General features: G+C 61.6%; 11 protein-coding genes and 1 tRNA gene. 7 read left to right on the top strand and 5 right to left on the bottom strand.

Annotated features, from left to right (window positions below):
• Together DW171_RS10350 and DW171_RS08645 are read right to left on the bottom strand one after the other, a co-directional pair.
• A partial coding sequence (locus DW171_RS10350) for a tryptophan--tRNA ligase (protein WP_369832473.1) occupies positions 1-537 on the bottom strand: 537 nt, incomplete at its 3' end.
• A gap of 159 nt (positions 538-696) precedes the next feature.
• Positions 697-1,896, bottom strand: coding sequence for an MraY family glycosyltransferase (locus DW171_RS08645; RefSeq protein ID WP_117563966.1), 1,200 nt, complete (start codon positions 1,894-1,896; stop codon positions 697-699).
• A 526-nt stretch (positions 1,897-2,422) separates the two neighbouring features.
• Here DW171_RS08645 and DW171_RS08640 point away from each other — a divergent pair.
• The 5 genes from DW171_RS08640 to proB all read left to right on the top strand — a co-directional run bounded on the left by DW171_RS08640 (position 2,423) and on the right by proB (position 6,945).
• Positions 2,423-3,367: a radical SAM protein gene (locus DW171_RS08640; protein WP_118270966.1), complete on the top strand. Its 945-nt coding sequence runs from the start codon at positions 2,423-2,425 to the stop codon at positions 3,365-3,367.
• A 179-nt stretch (positions 3,368-3,546) separates the two neighbouring features.
• Positions 3,547-3,619 (top strand) — tRNA-Ala (locus DW171_RS08635).
• A 64-nt stretch (positions 3,620-3,683) separates the two neighbouring features.
• A complete protein-coding gene (locus tag DW171_RS08630) occupies positions 3,684-4,124 on the top strand; it encodes a hypothetical protein (RefSeq protein WP_118270965.1) in 441 nt (146 codons plus the stop codon).
• Between the two features lie 84 nt (positions 4,125-4,208).
• Positions 4,209-5,714 (top strand): nicotinate phosphoribosyltransferase, encoded by a 1,506-nt coding sequence (locus tag DW171_RS08625; protein ID WP_118270964.1) that lies wholly within the window; start codon positions 4,209-4,211, stop codon positions 5,712-5,714.
• A 103-nt stretch (positions 5,715-5,817) separates the two neighbouring features.
• Positions 5,818-6,945: a glutamate 5-kinase gene (gene proB / locus DW171_RS08620; RefSeq protein ID WP_055252326.1), complete on the top strand. Its 1,128-nt coding sequence runs from the start codon at positions 5,818-5,820 to the stop codon at positions 6,943-6,945.
• Between the two features lie 198 nt (positions 6,946-7,143).
• Here proB and DW171_RS08615 read toward each other — a convergent pair whose 3' ends face one another.
• Entirely contained in the window at positions 7,144-8,562 is a 1,419-nt protein-coding gene (locus tag DW171_RS08615; RefSeq protein ID WP_055252327.1) for an alpha/beta fold hydrolase, read from the bottom strand.
• A gap of 113 nt (positions 8,563-8,675) precedes the next feature.
• Between DW171_RS08615 and DW171_RS08610 the strand changes: the two genes are divergently transcribed.
• Positions 8,676-9,962 (top strand): glutamate-5-semialdehyde dehydrogenase, encoded by a 1,287-nt coding sequence (locus DW171_RS08610; protein WP_118270963.1) that lies wholly within the window; start codon positions 8,676-8,678, stop codon positions 9,960-9,962.
• A gap of 59 nt (positions 9,963-10,021) precedes the next feature.
• Here DW171_RS08610 and DW171_RS08605 read toward each other — a convergent pair whose 3' ends face one another.
• Both DW171_RS08605 and DW171_RS08600 read right to left on the bottom strand, forming a co-directional pair.
• On the bottom strand, positions 10,022-10,621 hold the full coding sequence (locus DW171_RS08605) for an HD domain-containing protein (RefSeq protein WP_055252329.1): 600 nt from the start codon (positions 10,619-10,621) through the stop codon (positions 10,022-10,024).
• A gap of 117 nt (positions 10,622-10,738) precedes the next feature.
• Positions 10,739-11,224, bottom strand: a complete 486-nt coding sequence (locus DW171_RS08600) for a CarD family transcriptional regulator (protein WP_089572030.1) — start codon at positions 11,222-11,224, stop codon at positions 10,739-10,741.
• A gap of 342 nt (positions 11,225-11,566) precedes the next feature.
• Between DW171_RS08600 and argS the strand changes: the two genes are divergently transcribed.
• Entirely contained in the window at positions 11,567-13,420 is a 1,854-nt protein-coding gene (gene argS / locus DW171_RS08595; protein WP_118270962.1) for an arginine--tRNA ligase, read from the top strand.
• Positions 13,421-13,786 lie beyond the last annotated feature (366 nt).

Here is a 13,786-nt window from a genome sequence, read left to right as displayed (position 1 = left end):
GATGTGCGGCAGCTGGTCGCGACCGACGGGCACCACATTGCCCTTGCAGAACAGGATGTCGCAGGCCTGGTGCACCGGGTAGGTGAGCAGAAGGCCGGTGAGCTCGTGGCCCGAGGCCTCCATCTCGGCCTTGACCGTGGGGTTGCGCGCCAGCTCGGCCTCGGACACCAGCGACAGGAACGGCAGCATGAGCTGGTTGGCGGCGGGCACGGCGGAGTGCGCGTAGATCATGGTCTTGTCGGGGTCGATGCCGCAGGCAAGGTAGTCCATGACCATGTTGTACACGTTGTCCTGGATGTGCTCGGTCGTGTCGCGGTCGGTGATGACCTGGTAGTCGGCGATGAGTACGTTGGTCTTGGCACCCATGTTCTGCAGCTCCACACGGCCCTTGAGGGTGCCGAAGTAGTGACCCAGATGCAGACGGCCGGTGGGGCGGTCGCCGGTGAGCATGGTGAACTTGTCGGGCGTCTTGGCCAGGCCCTCGCGAATGGCGTTGCTCTTCTGCAGAGCGACTTCGTAGCTGTTCTCGTTTGGCATAATTGCTCCTAACGTATGTTCATGGGTCAAGATGATAACGCGTTTATTGGAGGGGCGGGGCGTAAGTAGGCGAGGGGCTGGCAAGGGGTGGCTTACGCGATTGATGCGATGTAGTTGCACTTGGTCAGCGATGCCTTGGCACATTCTCGGCAGCTTACCCTAGAGCTTGTGGTGGCGCTCTTCCTTACGTTCTTCGGCTGCCTGCTCCTCCTGCTTAAAGGCGGGGTCGTCGGGGGTGACGAGCTCATCCTCGTGTGTGCGCTTGTTGTAATGGTGGCGCAGCACGGGCTCAAACAGATGTAGATGCTTGGCAAAGGCCGCCGAGCCAATGGCGAGCACGGTAAAGATGAGCACGCGCATGGGCACCTCGACCTGGTTAATCGCGGCGGCGCCGGCCGAAAGCATAATGCACCAGGCGTAGATGAGGAGCACTGCCTGTTTTTGGTTGTAGCCCTCTTGGATCAGGCGGTGGTGGATGTGGCCCTTGTCGGCCTGCCCGATGCTAATGTGGGCGCGCTTGCGGCGCACGATGGCGCTAAACGTGTCGATGATGGGCACGCCGGCAACGATGAGTGGGATGATAAGCGAGGTGAGCGCGGCGGTGCGGCTCACGTTGAGCAACGAGATGGAGCCCAGCGCAAAGCCCAGAAGCAGCGACCCCGAGTCGCCCAAGAAGATGCTTGCGGGGTTGAAGTTGTAGCGCAAAAAGGCCAGGCAGGCGCCAAAGAGCGCAATGGAGAGCGCGGCGGCGTCGATGCGGCCCGAGAGAACGGCCATCGAAAACATGGTGAACGACGCGATGCCGCAGATGCCCGTGGCCAAGCCGTCGAGGCCGTCGATGAGGTTAATGATGTTGGTGAATGCCACCAGATAGATCACGGTGATGGGGTAGGCGAGCCATCCGAGCATGATCTCGCCGGGGGCAAACGGGTTGACGATGACGCCGATGCGCAGGCCGCCCACGCAGGCGATGAGCGCGGCGAGGACCTGACCGGCCAGTTTTTGCTTGGGCTTGAGCTGGAAGACGTCGTCGATAGCGCCGGTCGCAAAGATGACGGTAAAGGAGAGCGCCAGCATGGGATAGCTAATGTGAAGGCGCGGGTGCGGCACCAGGACGGGCGGCCAGCCTAGGTGCCAGGTGCCTAGGATTTGCACAATGCAGGCAACGACCAGGCCCAAAAACACCGCCGTTCCGCCCAAACGCGGGATGGGCTTGGTGTTGATGCGGCGCTTGGAAGGATAGTCGACGGCGTCGAGCTTAATTGCCAAGCGCTTGACCAGGGGCACAATGAGGAAGGTCGTGATAAAGGCCGCCGCTGCCACGCATAGGTACGGTATGTAGCTCGGGGATGAAGCCATGAATCTAAAAACCGCCAAGCGTCGAAGGAAAAGGTCAGAAGAACGCCATGCGCAAAGGGCATAGCCGAACCATGATACTCGACCACGGGGGGGTGCATGGAATTGCATGCAGCGATAATCACGCGCTTACCAGATATTGGGATGTTGTCGATGGCTTGTCGGGATACCGGCGGGGATCCATATGGGCTGTAATGGTGGTTTTCGGCAAATGAAAACCACCCCCCACGTTACGAAAATGAACCCACCTAAAACAGGTGGGTGCCCTCATCGACTGTTCCAGCGTCCTTAACAACGAAGGATACCTGTACTAGGTACGACTGTGTGGGCTCCCTAAATAAACGCGACGGTTCACCCAGTTGCTCCGCGGGGGGCGGAATACCTACATCATAAAGCGGCACTTTATCGATTCCAGTCTTGACATTACAAAAATCGTGTCGGACGATTACGGCGCCTTGGGCTCGAGCCGTCTGTGCGGTTGGTCCCTTTACGTTTGAGCTGCTGAATCATTGTTTTGGAGCATGTTTTTATGCCGACGTCGTTGACCGAACTTTTTTCGCCCGCCTGCCATTTGTGTCCGCGCCGTTGCGGTGCGGCGCGCGACGAGGGCGCGCGTGGCGTGTGCGGCGCCGACAACACGCTTAACGTCGCCCGCGCGGCGCTCCATATGTGGGAGGAGCCGCCCATTTCGGGCGAGGCCGGCTCGGGTACGATTTTCTTTAGCGGCTGTTCGCTCAAATGTATCTACTGCCAAAACCACGAGATCTCGACGGGCAATTTCGGTCTTGAGATTTTGCCCGAGCGTTTGGTCGAGATTATGCTGGAGCTGCAGGACCAGGGCGCCAATAACATCAACCTGGTGACGGCGACGCACTATGCGCACCTGTTGCCTGCCGCGATTGCCGCGGCACGGACGCGCGGGTTGGTCATCCCAATTGTCTACAACACGAGTGGTTACGAGCGCGCGAGTGCCGTGGCGGCGCTGGGCGACCTTGTCGACGTGTGGCTTACGGACTTTAAATATGCCGATGCCGGGCTTGCTCAGTCGCTTTCTCATATTAAGGACTACCCGCGCGTGGCCGTGTCGGGTCTGGCCCAGATGGCGCGCGAGATTGAGCGCCGCGGGGGAGAGCTGGTAGACGAGGACGGGCTCATGAGGCGCGGCATAATCGTGCGTCATCTGGTGCTGCCGGGGCATGCGGACGATTCGTGCCGCGTGTTGGACCTGGTGTGGCAGACGGTGGGCGACGTGCCGATCTCGGTCATGAACCAGTACACGCCCAATGCCCTCATGCGCGAACAAGGCGGCGACCTGGCGCGCGCCGTGACGCGCGAGGAGTACGAGCAGGTGCTCGACCATGCCGACGACCTGGGCTTTACGACGATGTTTTGGCAAGAAGGCGGCGCGGTAGACGAGAGCTTTACCCCGGCGTTCGATACCACCGGTGTTCTTACTAGTGCTCAAACCAGCTAATCTGGGACGAGGCTCTTTGAGTAGTCTTTTTGGGACGGGGCTGTTTTAGCTACCCCTGCCGCTGTTCGACCAAACCGTTCGCGTTGTCTGTCGGGGTAGCTAAAACAGCCGCGTCCCAAAAAGACTGGGTATTGGGCGTTGACAGTTGGCGAGCCGTAGGTAAAATATCAACTTGTCCTGGGGACGTAGCTCAGTTGGGAGAGCGCTGCCGTCGCATGGCAGAGGCCGAGGGTTCGACTCCCTTCGTCTCCACCCTTGGATTTGATAAGCCGCTGACATTGTGTCGGCGGCTTTTTTTAAAAGAAAGGGCTGTACCATGGCCAAGCTTGAGTCCCAACCACTGTCTGCCGAGGAACGCGCCGAGTTGGAAGAGCTCCGCGCCGAGAAAGCTCGTCGCGAGGCCCAGGAAGAGGCACGCCGCGAGCGTGAGGAGCTGGCCGCCCTGCGTGCCGAGCGCGAGAAGGCCGAGGAGGCCGCCGCGAACGTCGCCCCCGAGCCCAAGCCCGCCGCCGCGAAGCCCGCGCCCACCGCACCTAAACCTCAGCCTAAAAAGGTCGCTCGTTCCAAGTCCGTCGAGCCCAAGCCGAGCCGTGACGAGATGACCTTTGCCCAGCGCATGGTTACCTCCAAGGAGCCTACGGGCGAGAACGAGATCCCTGGCATGGCGCCGGCTCAAAAAATCATCATTGTCCTTGCCCTCATCGCGTTTGTCATCTTTATGGGCTACACGATCCTGACCAGCATGGGCCTGCTCTAGCCCATTCGCGCTGGGTGCCATGCCCGAACACTCTGCCCTTTTCCAACCCTCAACCTCTGCACAACGCATCCGAAAGGTCGCCCCATGGCTTTGACCGACATCTCGCATCCCACCGACATTGCAATGCTCACCGATCTGTACGAGCTCACTATGGCCCAGGGCCTGTGGGAGAGCGGCAAGGCCAATGAGCAGGGTTGTTTTACCGCGTTTTACCGCGACCATCCCTTTGGCAGCGCCTATGCCGTCATGTGCGGCACCGCCGAGCTGCCCGAGCTGGTCGAGAACCTGCGCTTTACGCCCGAGGATATCGACTACCTCACCTCACTCCAGGCCCCGGCCGGCGGTGCGATGTTCAAGCCTGCATTCCTCGACTACCTGCGCGATTTTCATGCACATGTAAACATCGACGCCGTCCCCGAGGGCGAGCTCGTCTTTCCGCGCGAACCCATGGTTCGCGTCACCGGTCCCGCGCTGGAGTGCCAGCTGCTCGAAACGGCGCTGCTCAACATCGTCGGCTTCCAGACGCTTGTCGCCACCAAGACGGCGCGCGTGGTGCTGGCGGCGGACGGCCGTCCCGTTGCCGAGTTTGGCCTGCGCCGCGCCCAGGGTCCCGATGGCGGGCTGGCCGTCGCGCGCGCGAGCTACGTTGCCGGCTGCTCCTCTACGTCCAATGTGCTCGCCGGCCGCCGCTACGGTATTCCCGTCTTTGGCACGCATGCGCACAGCTGGGTCATGAGCTTCGACTCCGAGCTCGAGGCCTTCCGCGCCTTTGCCAAGTCGAGCCCCAAGAATTGCACGCTGCTCATCGACACCTACGACGTACGCGAGGGTTGCGAGCATGCCATTACGGTTGCCAAGGAGATGGAAGCGGTGGGCGAGCGCCTGTCGGCCATTCGCATCGACTCCGGCGACCTCGCCAAGCTCTCCAAGTATGTGCGCGGCCGTTTTGATGCCGAGGGCCTGCCCTATGTGGGGATCTCGGTTTCTAACGATTTGGATGAGTACACGATTCAGTCGCTGCTCGACCAGGGCGCGCCTATCGATAGCTTTGGCGTGGGCACCGAGCTCGCGACCTGCTACGACCAGCCGGCGCTGGGCGGCGTGTACAAGCTCGCCGCCCGCCGTGCGAGTGAGACGGACCCGTGGACGCCGGTGGTCAAGCTCTCCGAGCAGCCCTACAAGCGCACGATCCCGGGTGTGCAACGCGTGCGCCGTTATTACGACGGCTTTGGCGGCCCAGTCTGCGACATGATCTACGACGAGGACCATCTGGCGGGGGAGGGCGCCGCGCGCGGCAATACCCTCGTGGCCGTGAATGATGCCGCTCTGGTGACCGACGTGTCCGAACTTGAGTATCGCGAGCTGCTGGTGCCGATCGTGCGCGATGGCAGTGCGGTGGCTCCGCGTGAGAGCATCCAGGACGCGCGCGAGCGTTGCGCCTGGGCACTTGACCATCTGGACGCAGCTTTCAAGCGCTTCCTGTACCCGCAGACCTATGTGGTGGGCATGGAGCAGGGCCTGGCTCAGGTGCGCGACGAGCTCGTGCGCAAGAACATGGCTGCGGCTTCGGCCTTCCCCTGGGCAAAATGATCCGAAGGGGACGGAGGAAAACGGATCATTTTCGTCCGTTCCGCACCAGGCGCCCCGACTGCCCCAGCTCGCCCGAACGCTCGACATTCGATTGGTTTGACGTATGACGACTTCTTATAAAACGATGGTGGTAAAGATCGGTTCGTCCACGGTGGTGGGCGCCGACGGCAAGGTCAACCGCGCCTTTATCGGCGGGCTTGCCGACCAGGCCGCAGCGCTGCGCGAGCTTGGCTGGCGCCTGGTCGTGGTGAGCTCGGGTGCCATTGCCTGCGGCTATCCCGTGCTGGGCTTCGACCGCAAGCCGGTCGGTGACCTGCCGAGCCTGCAGGCCTGCGCCTCGGCCGGTCAGTGCATCATCTCGTCGGCCTACGACGAGGAGTTCCATGCGCGCGACCTGCTCACCTCGCTCGTGCTGCTCACGCGTCACGACACGGCGCGCCGCACGTCCTACCTGCACGCGCGCGACGCCCTGCTGCGCCTGGTGGAGCTGGGCGTGGTGCCGGTCGTCAACGAGAACGACACCGTTACCGTCGATGAGATCAAGTTCGGCGACAACGACACGCTGGCGGCGCTTGTGAGCTGCCTGGTTTCTGCCGATCTGTGCGTGACGCTCTCGGACATCGATGGCCTCTACACCGCCAATCCGCATGAGGATCCGACGGCCGAGTTTATCCCGGTCGTGCATAAGATCGATGCCAAGATTATCGCCTCGGCGGGCGATTCTTCCACATCGGTGGGTACGGGCGGCATGATCACCAAGATTCGCGCGAGCCGCATTCTCATGACGGCGGGCATTCAAAGCGTGATTTGCTCGGGCGAGGAGCCCGATGCGCTCGTGCGTCTGGCCCGCGGCGAGAGCGTGGGTACGCTGTTCGATCCGCCGGCGGAGCGCCTGGACATTGCGCCGCGCAAGTTGTGGATCGCACTGGGTGACAAGGCGCATGGCTCGGTGACGGTCGATGATGGCGCCGCGAAGGCGCTGGTCAGCCGCGGATCGTCGCTGCTCGCGGTGGGTATTCGCGAGGTCGATGGCCAGTTTGCCGAGGGCGATGTGCTCGACGTGTGCGACCCGAGCGGCATGGTTGTCGCCCGTGGTATCGCCGAGGCCGATTCGGACGTGCTGGAGCTTGCAGCCGGCCGCCGCCAGGACCAGATTGCCAGCAACCGCCTGCTCGCAGACCTGGCCGAGAAGCCCGCGATCCATAGGGACAACTTGATAGTGTTCGCCTAACCAATTGACGCTGCAAACGCCCCTAAGCGGCAATCTGACGTTCAATCGTCGGGCATGACCAGAAGGTCAATGCCCTCCTCTTTCACGTCACCTTGCTCGCTTAGGGGCGTTTTCGCTTTCTGTCCTCTACCAGCGGCATTGTCGTTGCCGGCACTTGGGGACGTTCCTATTGTGCCGGCAGAAGGGGACACTCCTTTGCTAGAAGATCTGGCGCAGGTCTCCGCGGTTGAGGGCTTCGTCGAAGAGGTGCTTGAACACCACGCTGCCGTGCAAGCCGTCGTGCTCGAACTCGTTGGTCACCCAGGCATGCGAGTTGCCCACGCGGCTGAGCGTATCGAGCTGCATGCCCGAGTCCACGTACATGTCATCGAAGTACACCGCGGCCTGCAGGGGCACCTCGTTGCACGCCAGGCGCTGCGGGTCGTAGATCTTGTCCCAGCTTGTGTCTTCCATAAGCAGATCCATCGCCGGCTTGAAGGGCTTAAGTTCGGGCATCTGCTCAAACATCCACGGGAACATGGCCTCGCCGGTAAACATGAGCGGTCGCGTGAGCGTGTCGAACTCGGCACGATGGGCCTTCTCTTCTGCCGCGGCCCAGCGAATGGGCATGGTGTCGCCGTCGGCGTAGATGAACTCCTGAAGCGTCCAGTACAGCGGATTCGTGCGCGTGTTGGTGCGCTCGAAGGCGCGCATCAAAAAGCTGTCGGATACCGAGGCGCCGCAGGCCAGCGTGCCGTCGCCGTCAACAAAAGCATGATCGATAATCCAATGCATGCGCTCAAAGCTCGGCTTCATGCCAAAGTCGCTGCCCATGAGCTGCAGGCGTTCGACCGTCATCGGCGAGCCGTCGGGTAGCACGGGCTTTTGCTCCTCGAGGGCATCTGCCAGGGCCGCCACGCGCTCGACGTCGGCGGGGTAGCGGTTGTAATACTGCTGCGTCTTGGCAGCCATGCGCGGGAAGGTGTGCGCGTAGACCTCGCTTGCGCTCGCCGGTACGTGGGGGATGCCGCCGCAGGTAAAGCTTGCCGCCACGCCCTCGGGGAAGAGCGACAGGTAGCTCAGCGTCAAAAAGCCGCCGTAGCTCTGCCCGAGCGTGACCCAGGGCCTGCCGCCAAAGCCCACCAGGCGCAGGTACTCAAAATCGCGCACGATGGAGCTGGCGAGGTGGCGCTTGAGGAAGTCCGCCTGCGAGCGGTCCGCATCGGCGCCGGCTGCCTCGGCACGCTCGCCCAGTGCGGCAATCGTGCGTCCGTCTACACAGCTGCTGCGTCCGGTGCCGCGCTGGTCGGGCAGGACGACGCGGAAGTGCTTGACGGCCTCCTCGATCCAGCCGTCGCTTGTGGGTGACAGCGGACGCGGGCTCTCGCCGCCGGGGCCGCCCTGCAAAAACAGGAGCAGTGGCAGATCGTCGTTGATGCGGTCGGGCGCGCAAACCACACGGTAGAAGAGCTTGATGCTCTCGGGCGCACCTGCGATGGGCGCCGGCATGGCGCCGCGGCGCATGGTGCTGCCGACGGCCAGGAGCATCGGCTCCAGGCCGCGCCAGTCGAGGGGGACGTCGATGCTGTGGTCCTCGACATACAGGCCGGGGACGTGGTACGAAGTGATGAGGGCCATGTGAGTCTTCCGTTCGTTGCGGTGTTTCGGGTTGACCAATTCTACCGCCGCGGGCGAGGCCATGCGCAAATCGGCTACCATGGTGGGCAAACTACTAAGAGAAAGGGCCGCCCATGTCGGTCGATATAGCCACGTATGTCCACGATCTTGCTGTTGCCGCCAAGGCAGCGTCGGCTTCGCTTGCCACGGCGAGCGACGAGCAGCGCCAGGAGGCCGTGCGCGCCATGGCCGCGGCGCTGCGCGATGGCGTCGATTCCATCGTCGCCGCCAACGAGCTCGATATGTCCGCCGCGCGCGATGCGGGCACCTCGGCAGGACTCCTCGACCGTCTGCTGCTGACGCCCGAGCGCGTTGAGGGTATGGCCGCCGGCCTGGAGAAGCTCGCCGAGCTGCCCGATCCTGTCGGCCGCGTGCTCGACCACCGCGTGCTCGCAAGCGGCGTGGACCTCACCCGCGTGAGCGTGCCGTTGGGCCTGGTCGCCATGGTGTACGAGGCGCGCCCCAACGTGACGGCCGACGCCGCGGGCATCTGCATCCGCACCGGCAACGCCTGCATTCTGCGCGGCGGCTCGCTGGCCTATCACTCGTGTGCCATGATTTCTGAGCTGCTGGCCGATGCGCTCGAGACCAAGGGCTTCCCGCGCGAGGCTATCTCGATGATCGAGTCCACCGACCGCGAGGCCACCGGCGAGCTCATGAAGCTCCGCGGTATTGTCGACGTACTCATTCCGCGCGGCGGTGCAGGCCTGATCCAGCGCTGCGTGCGCGAGTCGCTTGTGCCGGTGATCGAGACGGGCACGGGCAACTGTCATATCTACGTGCATGAGTCCGCCGACTTTGATAAGGCGCTCAACATTATCGTTAATGCCAAGACCCAGCGTGTAGGCGTGTGCAATGCCGCCGAGTCGCTGCTGGTCGACCATGCTGTGGCCAATGTGTTTTTGCCTGCGGTCGTTGCCGTGCTGCACGACCACGGCGTGCTCATTCACGGCGACGAGGCCACGTGCGCCGCATGCGCCGACGCCGGGCTTGCCGAGGGCGATGACTACGTTGCCGCGACTGAGGAGGACTGGGGTCGCGAGTATCTGGCGCTCGAGATGAGCGTGAAGGTCGTGGCGAACGAGGACGAGGCCATCGCGCACATCAACCGCTACGGCACGATGCACTCCGAGGCCATCGTTGCAGAGGACACGGATGCTTGCGAGCGCTTCCTGGACGAGGTCGATGCCTCGGCCGTGTATGCCAACGCCAGCACGCGCTTTACCGACGGCGGCGAGTTTGGCCTGGGCGCCGAGATTGGCATCTCGACCCAAAAGCTCCACGCCCGCGGCCCCTTTGCCGCCGAGGCCCTCACCACCTACAAATACAAGCTCCGAGGCACCGGCCAGGTCCGCCCCTAACGCCCGCGCAAACAAAAACCACCACAAAGGTGCCTGTCCCCTTTGTGATGGTTTTGGAATTAAGCCTGAAAGGTGTCGCGGTCGGGGGCGAAGGACTGCATGGCCGCGATGGTACGGTCGAAGAGCTCGGGGAGCTCCCAGCCCAGCATCTCGGCACCCTGCGTAATCACGTCGCGCGAGCAGCCGGCGGCAAAGCGCTTGTCCTTGAACTTTTTCTTGAGCGACTTGGTCGTAAAGTCCATGACGCTCTTACTCGGACGCATGATGACGGCAGCACCGATCAAGCCGGTGAGCTCGTCGCAGGCAAACAGGATCTTTTCCATCTGCAGCTCGGGCTTGGGCAGCGAGGTGTTGAAGTCCGACGTGTGCGTCTGAATGGCGCGAATGAGATCGGGAGAGGCGCCCTCGCCTTCAAGGATCTCGGCCGCATAGATGGTGTGGTTCATGGGGTCGTCCTCATGCTCCTCCCAATCTAGGTCGTGCAGCAGACCGACGATGCCCCAAAACTCCTCGTTCTCGGGGTCGAACTCGCGCGCAAAGTAGCGCATGGTGCCCTCGACCGTTTCGCCGTGGGTGATGTGGAACGGGTCCTTATTGTGCTCGTTGAGCAATTCGAACGCACGGTCGCGGGTGATTCCGGCGGAAAGTGGCTCTGCCATAAAAGACTCCTTGTGCTCGCAGGTATCGCTAAGAATGAATACTACTAGAACGACTAGAACGAAAAAACCACCACAAAGGTGCCTGTCCCCTTTGTGGTGGTTTTTGGCGCGGATGGGTTAGTTGAGGGCGGCTTGGGCTAGGCGGGCTTCGGCGGCCTCCTCGGTGACGCCCAATGCCACGGCGAACTCCTCGATGGAGCGGCGCTTGGCTTCCTTGAGTACACGCATATAGTAAGAGCTGGGCTTTTTATCGGCTTCCTCGGCCTGGCGAATGCGGTGCATCATGGTCTTTGCCACGCGGACCGTCTCGGGCGCGCCCAGCTTGAGCTGCTGCTTAAAGTGTGTCTCTTCAAGCGAGCTGTTGCGCTCGGTAAAGGTGTCGCACTCCAGCTCGTCATAGTGGCTCAGCAGATGCTCGGCATCTTGCTGAGAGATGGCGGCATGCAGACGGTCGGCCTGCGCCACGGGGTACATAAGGATCGTCTGCGCATGCCCCTGCTTGGCCTCGAGCAACAACATGGGCTGCGGCGTGTCGTCCCTAAAACCGACGACGGTGCAGACTCCCTGACCCGGATGAATGACGTGTTGACCGATTGAGAACATGCTACCTCCAACTTATACGAATTTACGTATGTCTAGAATAACACGCTGACGTGCGCAAATCCTCGCTTTATGCAGGAAAAGCACACAACTCTGATAGGTAAGAGTATTCGATAAAAGACACAGCTCATTCACACCTTTATGCATTTTCAACGCGTGCATAATCTGCAGGCAGACCGGCATCTTTGAGTGACTCCATACAAGCTGTAGTCAATTTTGTGCATATGCAATTTCGATTGGCTTTACCCTGCGACAGTGCCCCTCGCTTGTGATAGAGTGCTACAAACTCTGGCTTTTGCCCTACGAGTGACCAAGAGCTCGGGGGCTTTAACACAAGGAGGATCTATGCCCGAGAAGATTGAAGAGCTGGTACGCGCTGCGCTTGCTGCGGCCCAGGAGGCCGGCGACCTTTCCGCATTTGAACTTGACGATTGCGCTATCGAGCGACCGGCTGACACTTCTCATGGCGAGTGGACCTCTACCATGGCCCTGAAGTCCGCCAAGCTGGCCCACTGCGCCCCGCGCAAGATCGCCGAGGCCATCGTTGCCCATATGCCCGAGGATCCCGCGATCGAGAAGGTTGAGATCGCAGGCCCCGGTTTCATCAACTTCTACCTCTCCGTTGCCGTTAAGAATGCCATCTTTGGCGAGGCTCGCGAGAAGGGCATGGACTTCGCTAAGTCCAACGTCGGTGGTGGCCTGAAGACCCAGGTCGAGTTCGTTTCCGCCAACCCCGTCGGCCCCATGCACATCGGCCACGGCCGCTGGGCCGCGCTGGGCGATTCGCTCTGCCGCGTTATGGACCACGCCGGCTATGAGATCCAGCGTGAGTTCTACATCAATGACCACGGCTCTCAGATGAACACCTTCGGCAACTCCATCAGCACGCGCTATATGCAGCTTGCCGACATCATCGCCAAGCAGGGCGTTGATATCGACGAGGCTCACAAGCTGCTGATCGCCGACCGTGACGCCTTTGTTGCCGACGAGAACGACGAGCACCCCGAGACCCATCCGTATCAGGACAACTTTGCCGAGACCTTGGGCAAGGACTCTTACGGCGGCGACTACATCATCGACGAGGCCGCCGAGTTCTGGCGCACCGACGGCGATAAGTGGGTCAACGCCGATCCTCAGGAGCGCATGGAGAGCTTCCGCGAGCGCGGCTATGTAAAGATGGTCGATAACATGCGCGACCTCTGCCACGCCGTCAACTGCGACTTCGATCGTTGGTACTCCGAGCGCTCGCTGTATGTGAAGGACACCGAGGGCGAGACCGCCGGCACCTCCGCCGTCGACCGCGCTTTTGAGAAGCTCGACAAGATGGGCTACCTCTACACCAAGGACGGCGCCCTGTGGTTCCGCTCCACCGATCTGGGCGACGACAAGGACCGCGTCCTGATCAAGTCCGACGGCGAGTACACCTACTTCGCCTCCGACGTCGCCTATCACTGGGATAAGTTCCAGCGCGTCGATCACGTCATCGACATCTGGGGCGCCGACCACCACGGTTACATCGAGCGCGTACGCTGCGTCTGCGACGCTCTGGGTTACCCCGGCAAGTTTGAGGTTCTGCTGGGCCAGCTCGTCAACCTGCTGCGTAACGGCAAGCCCGTCCGTATGTCCAAGCGCAAGGGCACCATGGTGACCCTGCAGGAGCTCGTCGACGAGGTCGGCTCCGATGCCGCTCGCTACACGCTCATCTCCAAGAGCTCCAACCAGATGGTCGACTTCGACATCGAGACCGTTAAGAAGCGCGACAACTCCAACCCGGTCTATTACGTGCAGTATGCTCACGCCCGCGTGTGCTCCATCCTGCGCCGTGCCGCCGACGTTACCGCCGAGCAGGCCGACGAGATGGGCATGAAGGCCGTTGCCGCCAAGGCCATCGGTGAGAACGTCGATTACTCGCTGCTGACCGACCCGACCGAGCTCGCCCTTTCGCGCAAGCTCAACGAGCTCACCGACCTGATCGCCAGCTGTGCTCGCGATCGCGCTCCGTTCCGTCTGACCCACTTTGCCGAGGAGCTCGCCGGCGACTTCCACAGCTTCTACGCTGCCTGCCAGGTTCTGCCGAGCGAGGGCCGTCCCGTCGACCCCGAGCTTTCGCGCGCCCGTCTGGCAGCTTGCGACGCTGTCCGCGTGACGCTCGCCCTGGTGCTTACCCTCGTTGGCGTTTCCGCGCCCGAGCAGATGTAATCTGCGGGTCATTTGACCGTGTAGGTTTGGTTTAACTGAGCCCTATAAGCCCGATCTCCTACGGAGGTCGGGCTTTTTTCGCAAACGCCGACGTATTGATGAATTTGGAACTGCTGGAAATACGAAACTATGCCAGTTTACTACGATGAATTGAGGAATTCTAACCACGCCGGCGTTTTGCTAAAAAGTGCAAGGCATCTACCTGCGGTTTTAGTTCAACAAGTTTCGGAGTGGTCGCGGTTGAGCGATTCATCGTAGTAAACCGCCATAGTTTTGGCGGAGGCAGTCAGATTTGTGGGTGGCAAACAAAGAGTGTCCCTTTTGACTAGTCGTTTAAGAACGTCCATTACAGTCGAAATTGTCAGC

The organism is Collinsella sp. AM15-2 (assembly GCF_003471985.1).
GTDB lineage: Bacteria > Actinomycetota > Coriobacteriia > Coriobacteriales > Coriobacteriaceae > Collinsella.
This window is presented reverse-complemented; position numbering and strand designations above follow the sequence as displayed.